Source organism: Streptomyces filipinensis (genome assembly GCF_014649495.1).
GTDB classification, from domain to species: domain Bacteria; phylum Actinomycetota; class Actinomycetes; order Streptomycetales; family Streptomycetaceae; genus Streptomyces; species Streptomyces filipinensis.
Window position 1 is genome coordinate 17,441 of sequence record NZ_BMTD01000014.1, and the last position, 18,839, is coordinate 36,279.

15 protein-coding genes are annotated in these 18,839 nt (G+C 73.2%); 11 read left to right on the top strand and 4 right to left on the bottom strand.

Annotated features, from left to right (window positions below; genetic code table 11):
* Positions 1 to 115: 115 nt before the first annotated feature.
* The 4 genes from ureA to IE244_RS27740 are packed head-to-tail and all read left to right on the top strand — an operon-like array spanning position 116 to position 4,235.
* Positions 116 to 826: an urease subunit gamma gene (gene ureA, locus IE244_RS27725; protein ID WP_191876318.1), complete on the top strand. Its 711-nt coding sequence runs from the start codon at positions 116 to 118 to the stop codon at positions 824 to 826.
* Positions 823 to 2,547 carry an urease subunit alpha gene (locus tag IE244_RS27730; protein ID WP_191876319.1) on the top strand — a complete coding sequence of 575 codons (1,725 nt, stop codon included), beginning with the start codon at positions 823 to 825 and terminating at the stop codon, positions 2,545 to 2,547. Before ureA ends, IE244_RS27730 begins: the two co-directional genes overlap by 4 nt.
* Positions 2,548 to 2,563: 16 nt before the next feature.
* A complete protein-coding gene (locus IE244_RS27735; RefSeq protein WP_191876320.1) occupies positions 2,564 to 3,604 on the top strand; it encodes an agmatine deiminase family protein in 1,041 nt (346 codons plus the stop codon).
* Between the two features lie 19 nt (positions 3,605 to 3,623).
* On the top strand, positions 3,624 to 4,235 hold the full coding sequence (locus IE244_RS27740; RefSeq protein ID WP_191876321.1) for a TetR/AcrR family transcriptional regulator: 612 nt from the start codon (positions 3,624 to 3,626) through the stop codon (positions 4,233 to 4,235).
* Here IE244_RS27740 and IE244_RS27745 read toward each other — a convergent pair.
* Positions 4,201 to 4,908: an ABC transporter ATP-binding protein gene (locus IE244_RS27745; protein WP_191876322.1), complete on the bottom strand. Its 708-nt coding sequence runs from the start codon at positions 4,906 to 4,908 to the stop codon at positions 4,201 to 4,203. The genes IE244_RS27740 and IE244_RS27745 overlap by 35 nt on opposite strands.
* Entirely contained in the window at positions 4,905 to 5,993 is a 1,089-nt protein-coding gene (locus IE244_RS27750) for an ABC transporter permease (RefSeq protein WP_191876323.1), read from the bottom strand. The genes IE244_RS27745 and IE244_RS27750 overlap by 4 nt, the downstream gene beginning before the upstream one ends.
* Positions 5,994 to 6,161: 168 nt before the next feature.
* On the opposite strand from IE244_RS27750, the gene IE244_RS27755 reads away from it, so the two are divergent.
* From IE244_RS27755 to IE244_RS27775, 5 genes are all read left to right on the top strand, one after another.
* Positions 6,162 to 7,436: a sensor histidine kinase gene (locus tag IE244_RS27755; protein ID WP_191876324.1), complete on the top strand. Its 1,275-nt coding sequence runs from the start codon at positions 6,162 to 6,164 to the stop codon at positions 7,434 to 7,436.
* Complete coding sequence (locus IE244_RS27760) at positions 7,433 to 8,068, top strand: response regulator (RefSeq protein ID WP_191876325.1); 636 nt, start codon at positions 7,433 to 7,435, stop codon at positions 8,066 to 8,068. Before IE244_RS27755 ends, IE244_RS27760 begins: the two co-directional genes overlap by 4 nt.
* Positions 8,069 to 8,140: 72 nt before the next feature.
* Positions 8,141 to 9,463 (top strand): MFS transporter, encoded by a 1,323-nt coding sequence (locus tag IE244_RS27765; RefSeq protein WP_191876326.1) that lies wholly within the window; start codon positions 8,141 to 8,143, stop codon positions 9,461 to 9,463.
* Between the two features lie 285 nt (positions 9,464 to 9,748).
* The gene (gene cimA, locus IE244_RS27770) at positions 9,749 to 11,359 is read left to right on the top strand and encodes a citramalate synthase (RefSeq protein ID WP_191876327.1); all 1,611 of its coding nucleotides are present in this window, start codon (positions 9,749 to 9,751) and stop codon (positions 11,357 to 11,359) included.
* Positions 11,360 to 11,372: 13 nt separating this feature from the next.
* Entirely contained in the window at positions 11,373 to 11,822 is a 450-nt protein-coding gene (locus IE244_RS27775; RefSeq protein ID WP_191876328.1) for a VOC family protein, read from the top strand.
* A gap of 55 nt (positions 11,823 to 11,877) precedes the next feature.
* On the opposite strand, the gene IE244_RS27780 is transcribed toward IE244_RS27775, so the two are convergent.
* Complete coding sequence (locus tag IE244_RS27780) at positions 11,878 to 12,480, bottom strand: GOLPH3/VPS74 family protein (protein WP_191876329.1); 603 nt, start codon at positions 12,478 to 12,480, stop codon at positions 11,878 to 11,880.
* A gap of 308 nt (positions 12,481 to 12,788) precedes the next feature.
* Between IE244_RS27780 and IE244_RS27785 the strand changes: the two genes are divergently transcribed.
* Positions 12,789 to 15,800, top strand: coding sequence for a glycoside hydrolase family 3 N-terminal domain-containing protein (locus IE244_RS27785; protein WP_191876330.1), 3,012 nt, complete (start codon positions 12,789 to 12,791; stop codon positions 15,798 to 15,800).
* Between the two features lie 47 nt (positions 15,801 to 15,847).
* On the top strand, positions 15,848 to 17,218 hold the full coding sequence (locus IE244_RS27790) for a hypothetical protein (RefSeq protein ID WP_191876331.1): 1,371 nt from the start codon (positions 15,848 to 15,850) through the stop codon (positions 17,216 to 17,218).
* 900 nt (positions 17,219 to 18,118) lie between these two features.
* Here IE244_RS27790 and IE244_RS27795 read toward each other — a convergent pair.
* A complete protein-coding gene (locus IE244_RS27795; protein WP_191876332.1) occupies positions 18,119 to 18,727 on the bottom strand; it encodes a YceI family protein in 609 nt (202 codons plus the stop codon).
* Positions 18,728 to 18,839: the final 112 nt, after the last annotated feature.

An 18,839-nucleotide genomic window follows, 5' to 3' on the forward strand; every position in this document is an offset into this window, starting at 1 on the left:
TTTTGAGCGACGTTCAATGTGACGTGAAGCTTCCCCGCCGGTCAATGCTTCTGTTTCATGAATTCTGTGTTTAGAGTGATGCTCTAAAGTGCGGAAGGCAAGGAGGTGCCGCGACGTGAGACTGACCCCCACGGAACGTGACCGGCTGCTGCTGTTCGGAGCCGCCGAGCTGGCCCGGGCCCGCCGGGCGCGCGGCCTGAGGCTGAACGTGCCGGAGGCCACCGCGCTGATCGCGGACACCGTGTGCGAGGCCGCACGCGACGGCAGGCGGCTCGCGGAGGCCATCGAGGCGGCCCGGTCCGTGCTCGGTCCCGAGGACGTGCTGCCGGGCGTCGCCGACGTGGTCACCGAGGTGATGGTCGAGGCGGTCTTCGACGACGGCTCCCGGCTCGCGGTGGTCTCCGACCCCATCGGCGGCGGCCTCGGCGAGGACGCACCGGGCGCGCTGCTGCCCGGACCCCAGCACGCCGACCCCGGGCCGGTCGTCCGGCTGCCGGTCACCAACACCGCGACCGTGCCGGTCTCGGTCACCTCCCACTTCCATTTCTTCGAGGCCAACCCGCGCCTCGACTTCGACCGCTCGGCCGCCTACGGCATGCGGCTGGCCGTACCCGCCGGATCGTCCGTGCGGTTCGGGCCGGGGGAGTCCGAGGAGGTCGGTCTCGTGCCCATCGGCGGTGACCGGATCGCGATCGGCTTCGCCGGACTGGTCGACGGGCCGCTGGACGCGCCGGGCGCGAAGGACGAGGCCCTGCGCCGGGCCGCCGCCTGCGGCTACCTCGGAGTCACCCACGTCAGCACGCCGGAAGGAGGCGAGGAGCGATGAGCCGCTCGAAGGGACGAGAGGTGAGCCGGGCGATCCACATCGACCCGCACGCCTACGCGGCCACCCACGGCCCCCGCGCCGGCGACCGTATCCGCCTCGGCGACTCGGGCCTGACCGTCCGCGTCGAGTCCGACTCCCAGCGGTACGGCGACGAGTTCCTGGCCGGCTTCGGCAAGACCGCCCGCGACGGACTGCACCTGAAGGCCGCCGCCGTCCGCGAGACCTGTGACGTCGTCATCAGCAACGTCGTGGTGATCGACGCGGCGCAGGGCATCCGCAAGGTCTCCATCGGCATCCGGGAGGGCCGGATCTGCGGCATCGGGCGCGCCGGCAATCCCGACACCCTGGACGGCGTGGACGTCGTCGTCGGCACCGGCACCTCCATCGTCTCCGGCGAGGGGCTGATCGCCACCGCCGGGGCCGTCGACACGCACGTCCACCTGCTGTCGCCGCGCATCATGGAGGCCTCCCTCGCCTCCGGCGTGACCACGATCATCGGGCAGGAGTTCGGCCCGGTCTGGGGCGTCGGCGTCAACTCGCCCTGGGCGCTGCGCCACGCCTTCAACGCCTTCGACGCGTGGCCGGTCAACATCGGCTTCCTGGGCCGCGGTTCGTCCTCCCATGACGCGCCCCTCGTCGAGGCCCTGGCCGAGGGCGGCGCCTCCGGCTTCAAGGTGCACGAGGACATGGGCGCCCACACCCGCGCCCTGGACACGGCGCTGCGGGTGGCCGAGGAGCACGACGTCCAGGTGGCCCTGCACAGCGACGGCCTGAACGAGTGCCTGTCGGTCGAGGACACCCTTCGCGTCCTCGAAGGCCGCACGATCCACGCCTTCCACATCGAGGGCTGCGGCGGCGGACACGTGCCCAACGTGCTGAAGATGGCCGGTGTCCCGAACGTCATCGGCTCCTCCACCAACCCCACCCTGCCCTTCGGCCGGGACGCGGTCGCCGAGCACTACGGCATGATCGTCTCCGTCCACGACCTCAAGCCCGACCTGCCCGGCGACGCCGCCATGGCCCGCGACCGCATCCGGGCGGGCACGATGGGCGCCGAGGACGTGCTGCACGACCTGGGCGCGATCGGCATCACCTCCTCCGACGCCCAGGGGATGGGCCGCGCCGGTGAGACGGTCCGCCGTACGTTCGCCATGGCCGGCAAGATGAAGGCCGAGCTGGGGCCCCTGGAAGGCGACGGCGAGGGCGACGACAACGCCCGCGTCCTGCGCTACATGGCCAAGCTGACGATCAACCCGGCCATCGCCCACGGCCTCTCCCACGAGGTCGGCTCGATCGAGACCGGCAAGCTCGCCGACATCGTGCTGTGGCGCCCGGAGTACTTCGGCGCCAAGCCGCAGCTCGTCCTCAAGTCCGGCTTCCCGGCCTACGGCGTGGTCGGCGACCCCAACGCGGCCACCGACACCTGCGAACCCCTCGTGCTGGGGCCGCAGTTCGGCGCGTACGGCACCACGGCCGCCGACATCTCGGTCGCGTTCGTCGCCCAGGCGGCCGTCGACCAGGGCAACGACCGGATGCCGACCCGGCGGCGCCGGGTCGCCGTGCGCGGCACCCGCGGCATCGGCCCCGCCGACCTGCGGCTGAACGCCCGTATCGGAGCCGTCGACGTCGACCGGCGCACCGGCCTGGTCACCCTCGACGGCGAGCCGCTCAGCTCCGAGCCCGCCGACTCCGTCCCCCTCAACCGCCTCTACTTCCTCTAACCCTCAGGGATCTCACATGACCACCCCCGCCGCCGACGGCTTCCGCATGCCCGCCGAGTGGACCCCGCACGAGCGCACCTGGATGGCGTGGCCGGGCCCCAACCCCACCTTCGACGACCCCGACGACCTCCGCCTCTCCCGCATGGCCTGGGCCTCGGTGGCCCGCGCCGTCCGCCGCTTCGAACCGGTGACGGTCGTGTGCGGCCCCGGGCAGTCGGCGGACGCCGAGGCGCTGCTCGGCCCCGGCATCGACACGGTCGAGCGCGAGCTGGACGACGCCTGGATGCGGGACATCGGACCCACCTTCCTCACCGACGGACGCGGGCGACTGGCCGCCGTGGACTGGACGTTCAACGGCTGGGGCGCGCAGGACTGGGCCCGCTGGGAGCACGACTCCAAGATCGCCGCCTATGTCTCCGATCTCGCGGGCGCGAAGACGTACGCCTCGAAGCTGGTCAACGAGGGCGGCGCGATCCACGTCGACGGCGAGGGCACCGTGCTGCTCACCGAGACCGTCCAGCTCGGCCCCGAGCGCAACCCGCACTGGTCGAAGGCGGAGGTCGAGGCCGAGATCCACGCCCACCTCGGCACCAGCAAGGCGATCTGGCTGCCGCGCGGCCTGACCGGCGACTACCCGCCGCACGGCTTCGGCACCCTCGGCCACGTCGACATCGTCGCCGCCTTCGCCCGCCCCGGTGTCGTCGTCGCCCACCACCAGCCGGACCCGGCCCACCCCGACCACGAGGTCACCAAGGAGGTCATCGGCCTGCTGAAGTCGGCGACCGACGCCCGGGGCCGCAGGCTGGAGGTCGTGGAGGTACCGGCCCCGACCGTCCTGGAGGCCGACGGCCACTGGGCCGACTACTCCTACATCAACCACTACCTCTGCAACGGCGGCGTCGTGCTGTGCGGCTTCGAGGACCCCCGCGACGAGATCGCCGCCGGGATCTTCCGCCGCCTGTTCCCCGAGCGGACGGTCACCCTGGTGGACGCGCGTACGATCTTTGCGGGTGGGGGCGGCATCCACTGCATCACCCAGCAGCAGCCGAAGGCATGAGCATCGAGGAGAGTCAGGGATGGCCGGTGCGGCACGGGCGCGGAAGAACGCGCCGCCGCGCGAGGAGGTCCTCGCCGCCGCCATGGACATGATCGCCGAGCGCGGTCTGGAGAAGCTCACCATGGCGGCGCTGGGCCGCGAGGTCGGCATGAGCAGCGGCCATCTCCTCTACTACTTCCGCTCCAAGGACGAACTGCTGCTGCAGGCCCTGGAGTGGAGCGAGGGGCGGCTCGGCGCGGAGCGGGGCCGGCTGCTCACGGGCCCCGGAAACGCCCGGGAGCGCCTCGCCGCCTACGTCGACCTGTACGTCCCCGACGGCCACCGCGATCCGCACTGGACCCTGTGGCTGGAGGTCTGGAACCGCTCGCAGAACGCCGACGACGACGCCCGCGAACGGCAGGCTGCCATCGAGGGCGCCTGGCACCGGGACCTGGTCGCCCTGCTCGCCGAGGGCATCTCCCGCGGTCAGTTCCGCCCCGTCGACGCCGACCGGTTCGCCGCCCGCCTGCGCGCGCTCCTCGACGGATTCTCCATCCATGTGGCCGTGGGCCTGCGGGGGACGAACCGGGAGCAGGTCATGGGCCACGTACGGGAGTTCATCGCCGATTCGCTGCTGGTGCCGGGGGCCTGAGCGCGCACCGGGTCAGCCGGCCGTCGTCCACCTCGGCGACCTGGTCGGCGGCGGTGAGATGGGTGCGGTCGTGGGTGACCAGGACCGTGGCCGTGCCCCGCTCGTGGGTGAGCCGGGCGAGCAGGTCGATGACGGCGGCCCCGCGTTCGTGGTCCAGGGCGCTGGTCGGCTCGTCCACGAGCAGCACGGTGGGGTCGTTCATCAGGGCGCGGGCGATGTTCACGCGCTGCCGCTGCCCGCCGGAGAGCTGGTGGGGGCGCCGCCCGGCCTGGGCGGCCAGGCCCACCGCGGCCAGCAGCTCCATCGCCCGGCCGCGGGCCCGGGCCGGGCGGCGGCCGTCGATCTGCGCCATGACCTGGAGCTGTTCCACAGCGGTCAGCGAGGCCAGCAGGTTCGGCTGCTGGAAGACGATGCCGACCGAGCGGCGGCGCAGATCCGTGCGTGCGCGGCGGCTCATCCCGGTCGTGCTCGTGCCGTCGACGGTGACGGTGCCGGAGTCGGGCGTCACCAGCGTGGCGGCGACCGCGAGCAGACTGGACTTGCCCGAGCCGGAGGGCCCGGCCACCACGGTCAGGGTGCCCTTCGGGACGTCCAGGGTGACCTGGTCGAGGGCGGTCAGCCGGTCCTCGCCGTCCGGATAGGTGAGGGTGACACCGGTCAGGTTCAGGCTCATCGGGCGCTCCCCAGGGCGGTCAGCGGGTCGACGGAGGTGATGCGGCGGATGGACAGCGCGGCCCCGAGCGCCCCGAGGGCGATCATCACGACGGCCGGCAGCAGCACGGTCGAGGGCGTCAGCAGGAACGGCACCGCGCCCCCGGCGATCACGGCACCGAGCGCCGCCGCGATACCGGTGCCGGCCAGGGTGCCGCCGGCCAGCAGGACGAGCGCCTGTCCGAGCGCGTCCTTCAGGAGGGTGGCGGTGGGCGCGCCGAGCGCCTTGAGCACGGCGACGTCGGCACCGCGCTGGATCGTCCACACGGTGAAGAACGCGCCGACCACCAGGGCGGAGATGGCGAACAGAAGGCCGCGCATCAGCTGGAGCGAGCCGTTCTCGGAGGTGTAGGAGCCGATCGCGGACAGCGAGGCGTCCCGGGTGACGGTCCTGGTGCGCGCGGCCCGGTCGGCGGCCCGTACGTCGGTGCCGGGGGCGGTGTCGAGGGCGATCACGGTCGCGGTGGGGCCGGTGCCGGGGCCGGCCGGAGGGGCGGTCCTCCCCCAGGCGCCGAGGCTGATCCAGACCACCGGGGTGTGGCTGAAGAAGGCGTCACCCCGTACGGAGGCCACGGTCAGCTTCCGCCCGGCCAGGGTGAAGGTGTCGCCGGTCCGCAGCCCAAGGCGGTCGGCGGCAGGGGCGGACAGCACCGCCGAACCGTCCCCGATCCGGCCGCCGTCGGGAGCCAGCGGCGAGCCGGGCCGCACGCCGAAGGCGGACACCCCGGTACTCCTGGTCCCGGCGGTGGCCCTGGTGGTGGTGATGCCCAGCGGTTCGGCGCTGCGGACGCCCGGCGTGCGGGCCCACCGCCGCCACTGCCGCTCGGTGACCGTGGAGTCCGCGTACGCCAGGTCCTGCCCGCCGCCCGGCGCGGCGAAGGCGATCCGGTCGGCGGGCAGCGAGGTGATCGCGGAGGTGTTCTGCCGGCCGAGCCCGGCGGTCAGCCCGGACAGCAGCCCGACCAGCAGGGTGATCAGTACGATCACCGTGCCCATCAGGGCGAAGCGGCCCTTGGCGAACTTCAGGTCTCGGAAGGCGACGAACACGGCTCGGCCTGCTCTCTGCGCGGGAAACGGTCGGCCTCCACCGTCGCCGCCGCACCCCCGCACGGACATCTGGCGGGGGACGGCACTTCCCGGACCGAAAGGGAGGGTGCGGCTTCCAACTTTCGACAGAGGCCCGGCCGCCGCCCGCCTCCTTAGTCTGGAGGGACCGTGAACGTGAACACTCCCTCCGTGACCCCGACCACCCGGACCCTGGCCTGGTGCCTGCACCTGCTGATCGCCGGCCTGCTGGTGCTGGCCGCCGTCCGGGCCCTCGCCGACGGCCTGCCGCACCCCGGGTGGATCGCCGCCGCCGCCGCGGCCTGCGCGGCGGTGTACGTGGCCGGGCCGGCGCTGCCCCGCGTCCGCGCCTCGCGCCCGGCCGCCGTCCGCTGGCTGGCCGCTGTGGGCGCGATGTGGCTGGTGCTGCTGGCCCTGTCCGCCGACGGGGTCTGGGTCGCCTTCCCGCTGTACTTCCTCCAGCTGCACCTGCTGGCGCGCCGCGCCGCGCTCGCCGCCGTGGCCGGCACCGCGCTCGCCGCGATCGGCGCCTACGCCGCCCACACCGGCTCCTTCGCCCCCGCCATGGCCATCGGCCCGGCGCTCGGCGCCGCCGTCGCGGTGGCCGTGGTGTGGGGCTACCAGGCCCTGTACCGGGAGAGCGAACAGCGGCGCCGGCTGATCGAGGAACTCACCGCCACCCGCGCCGATCTGGCCGAGGCCCAGCACACGGCCGGGGTGCTCGCCGAGCGGGAGCGGCTGGCCCGGGAGATCCACGACACCCTCGCCCAGGGCCTGACCAGCATCCAGTTGCTGCTGCGCGCAGCGGAACGCGCCCTGCCCCAGGCGCCGGAGAACGCCGCTCGCTTCGTCGGCCAGGCCCGGCAGGCGTCCGTGGACAACCTCGCCGAGGCCCGCCGCTTCGTCGCCGCCCTCACCCCGCCCGCCCTGGAGGGCAGCAGCCTGGCCGACGCGCTGGAGCGGCTGTGCGCGACCACCGCCGCCCGGCACGGGATCGCGGTCCGCTTCCGCCTCACCGGCGACCCGCGGCCGCTGCCCACCGCCCAGGAGGTCGCCCTGCTGCGCACGGCCCAGTCGGCCCTCGCCAACACGGTCCGCCACGCCGGCGCGACCACCGCCGAGGTCACCCTCGGCCATCCGGCCGGCCAGGTCGCCGTACACATCACCGACGACGGCACCGGGTTCGACCCCTCGCGCCTGCCCGAACCCGACCCGCAGAGCGGCGGCTTCGGCCTGAGGGCGATGCGCACCCGGATCCACAGCCTCGGCGGCACGCTGACGCTCGACTCCGCCCCCGGCCGCGGTACGGCGCTGACCGCCGCCTTCCCCGCGGACCCGGCCCCCCGGACCACGTCCTCCCTCGCCCCCTCCGCCGGCGCCCACACCCCCGTCCGCACGCACCCCGAACCCGAGGCCCGCCCGTGACCGAGTCCCCCATCCGACTGCTCCTCGCCGACGACCACCCGGTGGTGCGGGCCGGCCTGCGTGCCGTGCTGGAGACGGAGGCCGGTATGACGGTGGTGGCCGAGGCGGCCACCGCCGAGGACGCCGTGGCCCGTGCCGCCGCGGGCGGGATCGACGTCGTCCTGATGGACCTCCAGTTCGGCAGGGGCATGAACGGCGCCGAGGCCACCGCCGCCATCACCGCTCGCCCGGGTGCTCCCCGCGTCCTGATCGTGACGACGTACGACACCGACGCCGACACCCTGGCCGCCATCGAGGCCGGGGCCACCGGCTACCTCCTCAAGGACGCCCCGCCCGAGGACCTGGCCGCGGCCGTGCGCACCGCCGCGGCCGGCCGCACCATCCTCGCCCCCGTGGTCGCCGACCGGCTCCTGGACCGGCTGCGCGCCCCCGCGACCGCCCTGACCCGGCGTGAGACCGAGGTCCTCACCCTGGTCGCCGAGGGCCTGTCCAACCAGGCGATCGGCGCCCGGCTGCACCTCACCGAGGGCACCGTCAAGTCCCATCTGGCCCGGGTCTACGCCAAGCTCGGCGTCGAGTCCCGCACCGCCGCCGTCGCCACCGCCACGGACCTCGGCCTCATCCGCCGCTGAGCCGGTCCCGGCCCCCGGCCCCCCTACTGGGTAAAGGAATCGTTTCCTCCGTCGCCGGGCATGTACCGCCGCATGGGACGACAACACTGGAAGAAGATCTGGGTCGGTTCGGCGGGCAACATGGTCGAGTGGTTCGACTGGTTCGTGTACGCGAGCTTCGCCACCTACTTCGCCGGCGCGTTCTTCCCGAGCGGCAATCCCACCGCCCAGCTCATGAACACCGCCGGCATCTTCGCCGTCGGGTTCTTCATGCGGCCCGTGGGCGGCTGGCTGCTCGGCCGGGTCGGGGACCGCAAGGGCCGCAAGGCGGCGCTGACGCTGACCGTCACGCTGATGTCGGCGTCGGCGATCCTCATCGCCGTCGCCCCGACCTACGCGGTCGCCGGGTACGGCGGCGCGTTCGTGCTGCTCGTAGCGCGCCTGCTGCAGGGCCTGTCGGTGGGCGGCGAGTACGCGGCCAGCGCCACCTACCTGACCGAGGCCTCGGACCCCAGGAGGCGCGGGTTCGCCTCCAGCTTCCAGTACGTCTCCATGACCGCCGGCCAGATCGCCGGTCTCGGCCTGCTGATCGTCCTGCAGCGCACCATGTCGGACAGCGCGCTGCACAGCTACGGCTGGCGCATCCCGTTCGTCGTCGGTGCGCTCGGCGCCGCCGTCATCTTCTATCTGCGGCGCAGCATGCTGGAGACCGAGGTGTACGAGGAGGACGACTCGCACGCCGAGGAGCGCGGCACCCTGCGCGCCCTGTGGGCGCACAGGCGGGAGGCGTTCCTGGTCATCGCCCTGACCATGGGCGGCACCGTCGCGTACTACACGTACACCACCTATCTGACCAAGTACCTGTCCAACTCGGCCGGCCTGTCCAAGCAGACGGCGACGCTCGTCTCCTTCACCGCGCTGATCGTCTTCGCCTGCCTGCAGCCCCTCGCGGGCGCCCTGTCCGACCGGATCGGCCGGCGCCCCCTGCTGATCACCTTCGCGGTCGGCTCCACCCTCCTCACCGTGCCGGTCATGACCCTGCTCAGGCACGTGGACGGCTACTGGCCGGCCCTCGGACTCGCCCTGCTGGCGCTGGTCGTCGTCACGGGCTACACCTCGATCAACGCCTGTGTGAAGGCCGAGCTGTTCCCGACCGGCGTCCGCGCGCTCGGCGTCGCCCTGCCGTACGCCCTCGCCAACGCCCTGTTCGGCGGCACCGCCGAGTACATCGCCCTGTGGTTCAAGAAGGCCGGGACCGAGTCCGGCTTCTACTGGTACGTGGCGGGCTGTGCCGCCGTATCCCTTGTGGTGTACGTCACCATGCGGGAGACCAAGGACCTGGACCTGAGCCGGGCGAGGGCCGGTCGGGAAGCCGGAGCAGGCTCCGGGGAGTCCACCCTGACGCCCGCATCCTGAGACGACCGGTGAGCCGGGGGCGGGGCTGTGCCAGACTGCCCCCGTGCTCTCGTTCGCCATGATTATGGGCAGCAGGCGCGCCGGTCCGCAGTGACCACCTCGTACGACCAGGTGCGGGTGGCCACCGTCGTCCTCGACCCGCGCGCAGACCTCTCGCACCCGCGAGGGGTTTTTTCGTTTTCCGGCCCACCCACAGCCGGGAGCGGAGCGCGAGGGACCATTGGGGGGACGGTGGAGCCGGTCATTCCGGTAAGACCGAAGATCCACAACAGGAGCCTTGAGACCATGACCGAGACGGCAACCAGCGAGCTCGACGACTCGTTCCACGTCTTCGACACCACGCTGCGCGACGGCGCGCAGCGGGAGGGCATCAACCTCACCGTCGCGGACAAGCTCGCCATCGCACGGCACCTGGACGACTTCGGCGTGGGCTTCATCGAGGGCGGCTGGCCCGGCGCGAACCCTCGCGACACCGAGTTCTTCGCCCGCGCGCAGGCCGAGATCGCCTTCAAGCACGCCCAGCTGGTCGCCTTCGGCGCCACCCGTCGTGCCGGGGCGAAAGCCGCCGAGGACCCGCAGGTCAACGCCCTGCTGGAGTCCGGCGCCCCGGTGATCACCCTGGTCGCCAAGTCCCACGACCGGCATGTGGAACTGGCGCTGCGCACCACCCTGGACGAGAACCTGGAGATGGTCCGCGACACCGTCTCGTACCTGAAGGACCAGGGCCGCCGGGTCTTCGTGGACTGCGAGCACTTCTTCGACGGCTACCGCGCCGACCCCGAGTACGCGAAGGCCGTCGTCCGTACGGCCTCCGAGGCGGGCGCGGACGTCGTCATCCTCTGCGACACCAACGGCGGCATGCTGCCCGCCCAGGTCCACGCCGTCGTCTCCACCGTCCTCGCCGACACCGGCGCCCGGCTCGGCATCCACGCCCAGGACGACACCGGCTGTGCGGTCGCCAACACCCTCGCCGCCGTCGACGGGGGCGCCACCCACGTCCAGTGCACGGCCAACGGCTACGGCGAGCGCGTCGGCAACGCCAACCTCTTCCCGGTCGTCGCGGCCCTGGAGCTGAAGTACGGCAAGAAGGTGCTGCCCGAGGGCAAGCTCCGCGAGACGACCCGCATCTCGCACGCCATCGCCGAGGTCGTCAACCTCACCCCGTCCACCCACCAGCCGTACGTCGGTGTCTCCGCCTTCGCGCACAAGGCCGGCCTGCACGCCTCCGCGATCAAGGTCGACCCGGACCTGTACCAGCACATCGACCCCGCGCTGGTCGGCAACACCATGCGCATGCTGGTCTCCGACATGGCGGGCCGCGCCTCCATCGAGCTGAAGGGCAAGGAGCTCGGCGTCGACCTGGGCGGCGACCGCGCGCTGGTCGGCCGCGTGGTCGAGCGGGTGAAGGAACGCGAGCTGAAGGGCTACACGTACGAAGCCGCCGACGCCTCCTTCGAACTGCTGCTGCGCACCGAGGTCGAGGGCAGGCCGCTGAGGTACTTCGAGGTGGAGTCCTGGCGGGCCATCGTCGAGGACCGCCCCGACGGCACCCACGCCAACGAGGCCACCGTCAAGCTGTGGGCCAAGAGCGAGCGGATCGTCGCCACGGCCGAGGGCAACGGCCCCGTCAACGCCCTCGACCGCGCCCTGCGGGTGGCCCTGGAGAAGATCTACCCGCAGCTCGCCAAGCTGGAGCTGGTCGACTACAAGGTCCGCATCCTGGAGGGCAAGCACGGCACCTCCTCCACCACCCGGGTCCTGATCTCCACCTCGGACGGCTCCGGCGAGTGGTCGACCGTCGGTGTCGCCGAAAACGTCATCGCCGCCTCCTGGCAGGCCCTGGAGGACGCCTACACCTACGGGCTGCTGCGGGCGGGCGTGACGCCGGCCGAGTAGCCACAGTGGAGGCATGAGCACACAGGCGAGTGACCTCCTGTCCCGGGCCCGCGTGGCGACCCGGCTGCCGGCCGGCGACCTGGAGCGGGCCCGGCGCTTCTACGCCGAGAAGCTCGGCCTCGCGCCGGTGGACGAACGCCCCGGCGGGCTGCTGTACCGATGCGCGGGCGTGGACTTCGTCGTGTTCCGCTCCACCGGCACCTCGCCGGGCACCTTCACCCAGATGGCCTTCGAGGTGGACGACCTCGACGCGGTGGTGGCGGAGCTGCGGCGCCGGGGCGTGGTCTTCGAGGAGGTCGACGTGCCCGGCATTCGCACCCGCGACGGCATCGCCGAGATCGAGGGCAACTACCCGAGCAAGGGCGCGCGCGGGGAGCGGGGTGCCTGGTTGCGGGACAGCGAGGGCAACCTGCTGGGCATCGGCCAGCCGGTCCGCGGGTCGTCGGCGCCCTTCCTCCGCTAGGGCCCTTCTTCCGGATGGGGCCGGCCGCGGCGACGGCGCCCTCCGGCGCCGGGGCTCAGGGCGCCCGCCAGATGTTGTCGAAGGCCACGTTCTCGATCCGCCGCCGCTCGCGCACCGCTTCCAGCTCGGTCACCGCGTCGCCGACCGCCACCAGGACGGTGACGACCGCCTCGTCGCCGGGTTCGGGTGCGGCCGGGCGGTCGTCCGGGATGCCCAGGGTGGAGGCGAGCCCCGCCAGGACGGGCTCGTGGGACCACCACCGGTCGGCCGCGTGCCGGCGGGCCGGGGTGTCGGCCGTGGGGTCGTCCCGGTCGCGCAGGGCGAGCCAGCGCCGGCGCTTCCCGGTCAGCTGCCCCTCGGACTCCAGGACGTCCCGGTAGGCCGTGGCCAGCCCCTGCCCGCGCCGCCACAGCCAGTCCTCGACCGTCTCGTACGGCTCCTTGCGCACCAGAGCCGCCCCGGCCTCGTCCAGCAGCCGGTCGCCCGTGGTCAGCACCGGTCCCGGCACGATCCGCCCGCCCTCCAGGGTGAGCGCCCGGGCGCCGAGGAGGTCGACCAGCTCGGCCCCGGCCAGCGCCAGTGACAGGTCCCCCTGCTCGACGGGCTGCTCGCGGGGAACGTCCAGGCTGACGAGGAACAGGTCCTGCGGTGTGGTCATACTCCTACCATGGGCCGCAGGGGGCCGGAGCGCAGCACGGCACCCGCGTTCCGCGTCGCGTGGGCCGTCCCCGGCCGGCCGGGCCGTCGCTCCCCGCACGGGCCGCTTCTGGGACCAGGTGAACGTGGCGGAGGTCCTGGCGGGCAGCCGAGGGTGAGGGTCCGCGCCGTGGACCAGCCGTCGACTCCCCACGCTGTGTCGCCCTTCCCGGAATGTCTGACGTGGTGTCTTGACGGGTCTGGGGGCCGTTAGTTAACTCACGGCGTGATCTAAGCCATGAGTGAACCATGACAGCCGAGGGAAGGTCCATGCCAAGAACCGCCCTGCTCGTCTCCGGGGCCTTGCTCGCCGCCCTGCTGCCCCTGGCCGCCGCCCACGCGGCCGACGACCCCGCGCCGGCCACCGTCGACCGCTTCGAGGGCGAGGTCCCCTTCGCCTCCCAGCCCGCCGACGGCATCTTCACCTGGGGGAGCGACACCGACGACCCGCCCGCCCTCCACCTCACCGACCGCGCCGACGCCCCCGAGGGCGCCAAGGTCCTCACCGGCACCTACGACATCAGCGGCTACGGCGGCTTCACCCACGACTTCGCCGCCGACCGGCCCGCCCACGACTGGTCGGCCCACCAGGGCATCCGCTTCTGGTGGGAGGGCCGGGACGACGGCCGGAAGATCGCCTTCGAGATCAAGGACGGCGGAGCGAACGGCGAGGCCTCGGAACTGTGGACGACGTCCTTCACCGACGACTTCACCGGCTGGAAGCGGATCGAGATCCCCTTCACGGACTTCGTCTACCGCACCGACTACCAGCCCGTCGGCGGCATCGACCACGTCCTCGGACTGACCGGGATGTGGGGGTACGCGGTCACTCTCCCGGCCGGCACCAAGGGCGACTTCGCCATGGACGACGTCGAGCTGTACGGCAGGGCCGACCAGTCGCTGCGCGCCTCCGTCAGCACCGACGCGCCCGTCTACCCGGTCAGCCAGGGCGGCACCGCCAGGGTGACGGTCACGCTGGCCACGACCGGCGACCGGCCCGTCGACGACCCGGTGACGGTCACCTACACGACCGGGGGCGGCACCGCCACCGCCGGCCGGGACTACTCCCCGGTCTCCGGCACCCTCACCTTCCCGGCCGGCACCGCGTCCGGAGCCTCGCGGACCATCGAGGTGCCCACCCGGAGGGTCCGGGCCGCCGCGTCCGCGAAGACCATCCCGCTGAAGCTCACGGTCACCGGAGCCAGGGCACCCGCCGAGACCCCGCAGATCGTCGTCGACGCACACGGACTGCCGTATCTGAACGCGGAGTTGCCGGTGCGAAGGCGCGTCGCCGACCTGCTCTCCCGCATGTCCCCGGAGGAAAAGGCCGGGCAGATGACCCAGGCCGAACGGGGCGCCGTCGGCAGCGGGGGTGACATCGCCGCGTACGACCTGGGCTCGCTGCTGTCCGGCGGCGGCTCCACGCCCACGCCCAACACCCCCGAGGCCTGGGCGCGGATGATCGACGGCTTCCAGCTCCGCGCCCGGGCGACCCGCTTCCAGATCCCGCTGATCTACGGCGTCGACGCGGTCCACGGCCACAACAACCTGGCCGGCGCCACGATCATGCCGCACAACATCGGCATCGGCGCCGGCCGCGACCCCCAACTCGCCGAGAAGACCGGCGCGGTGACCGCCGCCGAGGTCCGCGCCACCGGCATCCCCTGGGACTTCGCGCCCTGCCTGTGCGTGAGCCGTGACGAACGCTGGGGCCGCTCCTACGAGTCCTTCGGCGAGGACCCGGCCCTCGTGCAGTCCATGGAGACCGTGATCCAGGGCCTGCAGGGCCGGGCCGACGGCCGGGACCTGAGCCGCGACGACAAGGTGCTGGCCACCGCCAAGCACTTCGCCGGCGACGGCGGCACCGAGTACGGCTCCTCCACCACGGGCACCTACACGATCGACCAGGGCGTCACCAAGGTCACCCGGCGGCAGCTGGAGGACATCCACCTGGCGCCGTACGCGACGGCCGTCCGGCGGGGCGTCGGCACGGTCATGCCGTCGTACTCCTCCCTGGACATCGCCGGCGACGGCCGGGGCGCGGTGAAGATGCACGCCCGCGGCGACATGATCGACGGCGTGCTCAAGGACCGGATGGGCTTCGACGGCTTCGTCATCAGCGACTGGAACGCCATCGACCAGCTCCCCGGCGACTACGCCGCCCACGTCCGTACGGCGGTGGACGCGGGCGTCGACATGATGATGGTGCCGTACTCCTACAAGGACTTCAGCTCGACGCTCGTCGACGAGGTGAAGGCGGGCCGGATCAGCGAGCGGCGGATCGACGACGCCGTCTCCCGCATCCTCACCCGGAAGTTCGAGCTCGGCCTCTTCGAGCACCCGTGGGCCGACACGTCCGGCGCCGCCGCCATCGGCTCCCCGGCCCACCGGGCGGTCGCCCGCCGGGCGGCCGCCGAGTCGCAGGTGCTGCTGAAGAACAGCGGCGGGCTGCTGCCGCTCAGGAAGAGCGAGAAGGTGTACGTCGCCGGGTCCGACGCCGACGACCTCGGCAACCAGACCGGCGGCTGGACCCTCACCTGGCAGGGCGCGTCCGGCACCCACACCCGGGGCACGACCATCCTGCAGGGCATGCGCGAGGCCGGCGGGGACGTCACCTACTCCAAGGACGCCTCGGCCCCGACGGACGGCTACGACGTCGGCGTGGTCGTGGTCGGCGAGACCCCGTACGCCGAGGGCGTCGGCGACGTCGGCAACGGGCACTCTCTGCAGCTGTCGGCGGCCGACCGGGCGGCCGTGGACAAGGTGTGCGCGGCCATGAAGTGCGCGGTGCTGATCGTCTCCGGCCGTCCCCAGCTGATCGGCGACCGCCTCGGCGGGATCGACGCGCTCGTGGCCTCCTGGCTGCCCGGCACCGAGGGCGAGGGCGTCGCCGACGTCCTCTACGGCACGCGCCCCTTCACCGGGCAGCTCCCCGTCACCTGGCCGAGGTCCGAGTCCCAGCTGCCGATCAACGTGGGCGACGCGTCGTACGACCCCCAGTTCCCCTACGGCTGGGGCCTGACCACGCTCACCGGCGTCCCGCGCGGCGGTACGGCCACCCTGCACGCCCTCGCCGTGGCGGCCGCCGCGGCCGAGCGCAAGGGTGCCGGCCGGGCCGGCCGTGCGCTGGTCGCCAAGGCGCGGCTGCTCGTCCAGCAGAAGGCCGGCGAGCGGATGACGGAGGCGGTCGCGAAGCCCTTCGCCGACGCCGACCACCTGCTGCTGACCGGCCGGTACGGAAAGGCGGTGGAGAAGCTGATCGAGGCATACCGGGCCGTGTAGGTCCGCCCGAACGCCCCCGTGCGGGAGGCTTCGGGTAGCTTCGAAGCATGAAGGCCGTCCTGCGGACCCGAAGCCTCCCAGCGCTGCTGCTGGCCGTCCTCGCCCTGGCCGTGGCGACCCTGTTCGCGCCCGCGGCGAGCGCGCAGACCGGCGTCTCCACGATCGCCGAGGCCCTGCGCGCGGGCCCGGTCTACGTCGACCCGGCCGCCTCCGCCCAGCTGTCGAAGGCGGATGCCGACGCGCTCGCGAAACGCATCAAGGACGCCGACAAACCGCTGTTCATCGCGGTGCTCCCGGCCGACTACCCCACGGCGAACCTGTTCTCCCGGCTCCGCGCGGCCACCGGCGTCACCGGCCTGTACGGCATTCGCCTCGGTGAGCGCTTCGACGCCCGCGCCGACTCCTCGGTCATGTCGGTGACGGCCCGGCAGAACCTGGTGGCGAGCGTCCAGGGCGAGCCGGCCAAGGCCCAGCTCACCGACTTCACCGACCGCGCCCTGGCCCATATGGGCGGCCACGCCCCGAAGAGCTGGGGCGGCTCCTCGGGCGGGGGCGGCGGTGCTTCCGGCACGGCGCTGATCGTGGCCGGCGCGGTGGTGGTGGCCGGCGGCGCGGGCGCGTACGCGCTGGTCCGCCGCAACCGCCGGCGCCGCGAGCAGGAGCAGCGGGCCGCCCTGGACCGGCTGCGGGTGGTCGTCGACGAGGACATCACCGCGTTCGGCGAGGAACTGGACCGCCTCGACTTCCAGCCGGCCGCGCCCGGCGCCGACGACGCGATGCGCGCCGACTACGAGCACGCCCTGGACACCTACGACACCGCCAAACAGCGCATGGCCGCCGCGAGCCGGCCGGAGGACGTCCGCACGGTCACCGAGGCCCTGGAGGACGGCCGCTTCTCCCTGGCCAGGCTGGCCGCCCGCCGTGAGGGCCGCCCCCTGCCCGAGCGCCGTCCGCCCTGCTTCTTCGACCCGCGGCACGGCCCCTCGGTCACCGACGCCACCTGGACCCCGCCCGGCGGAGCCGCGCGCGAGGTCCCCGTCTGCGCGGCCGACGCCACCCGGCTGGCCGACGGCCGCGACCCGGTGATCCGCGAGGTCGACACGGACCACGGCCGCCGCCCCTACTGGGACGCGGGGCCCGCCTACGGCCCCTGGGCGGGCGGCTACTTCGGCGGCGGCATCCTGCCCGGCCTGCTCGTCGGCACCCTGCTCGGCAGCATCATGGCCACCCCGTCCTACGCGGCCGACTACGGCACCGGCTACGGCGACTTCGGCGGAGGCGACTTCGGGGGCGGCTACGAAGGGGGCGACGTGTCCGGCACGGACTTCGACCCCGGGGACTTCGGGGGCGGATTCGGGGACGGCGGGGGAGACTTCGGTGGCGGGGACGGCGGGGGAGACTTCGGCGGCGGGTTCTGAAGCCGGCCGGCGCCCCTCACCCCTGCCCGGGAAGGGACCCCGGCCGCCCCGTCGGTGCGGCCGCCGGCTCCAGCACCCCGCGCCCGCTCTCACCCGGCGATCCGAGCGCCCCGGCCAGCCGTGCGTCACGCCCGCCCTGTCGCGCTCCGACGCCCGCCGTCCGGACGCGGTGAGGGACAGCACGGACCGGCGCCGGTCGTCCGTCCCCCGCTGCCGCACGACCAGGCCCGCGTCCGCGGGTTCCGCGCAGACCCGGGTGAGCGACTGCGGCCGCTGCCGCTCCTCCGCCGTGATCTCGCCGGGCGTCGCCGTCCCGTGCCGGTGCAGACGGCGTCGGGGCCCCGAGCGGCCCGCACCCCGCAGGGCCTCCCCGCCTGCACCCGCGCCCCCGTACCCGCACGGCCGTGCGGATGGCGGAGGATGATGGCGTCGGCGTTCCTCCGCGGTCGGCTGCTCTTCGCCGGCCGCTGGCCGTGGGCGGTGCCCACGGCGTACGTCGCGGCGAGTGGTATCGGCGGGTGAACGGATGTGCCGCGCAAGGGAGTCGAACGGTTCCCCGGTGCGTGCGCGGGCGCGCTGCCGGTGACCGGGATGGCGGCCGCCGGTGTCACGGGTCGTGTGCCGGTGGCGGTGATGTGCGCGGTCCTGGACGTGGCGCTGCGGCCGCGTCCGCTCAGCCCGCCTGCTGGGCGGCCGGCACGGCGACCGCCCCGTCCCCGCTCCCCGGCTACTTCGGCCGGGACGCGGCGAGCCTGCCGCCGACCCGCCCGGCCGCGCCAGCGGTGGGCGCGGCGCCGGCCGTCGCGGCGGCGTGGTGGGTGCTCCCGGTTCCCGCCGGGAGACGAGACCCTCGCCGCGGTGCCCCGGAGCGGGACGGCGTCCGGCCGTCCCCCCCAAGGGTCACGCGTTCCTGATCGCCGAGATGTCGAAGTTCAGCTTGATCTTGTCGGAGACGAGCACGCCCCCGGTCTCCAGCGCCGCGTTCCAGGTCAGGCCCCACTCCGAGCGCAGGATCTCGGCCTTGCCCTCGAAGCCGACGCGCTGGTTGCCGAACGGGTCCGTCGCGGCGCCGTTGAACTCCAGGTCGATGGTGATCGGCTTGGTGACACCGAGCAGGGAGAGGTCGCCGGTGATGCGGTAGTCGTCGCCGCCCAGGGCCTCCGCCTTGGTGGAACGGAAGGTCATGACCGGGAACTCGTCGGTCCTGAAGAAGTCCGACGACTTCAGGTGCCCGTCCCGGTCGGCGTTGCCGGTTTCGATGCTCTCCATCTTGATGTCGAGCGTGGCGGTGGACCTGCTGGGCTCCGCCCCGTCCAGGTGCAGCGTGCCGGTGAAGTCGTGGAAGCCGCCCTTGACGTTGGTGACCATGGCGTGCCGGGCGACGAAACCGATCGTGGTGTGCGCCGGGTCGATCGTGTAGTCGCCGGTCAGCGCGGTCAGGCCGGGGTCCGTGGCGGCCGGCGCGGCGGTGGTCGGGGTGGTGCTGTCCTTGCGGCTGAAGATGCCCATGTCGTGCTCCAGGAACTGATCTGTTGAACGTTAAACAACCTGACGTTCTCGACGGTAGACCCATTCGGTTCGATTTTCAACATCATCCGGAGCGTGTTTTCACGGCCACTCG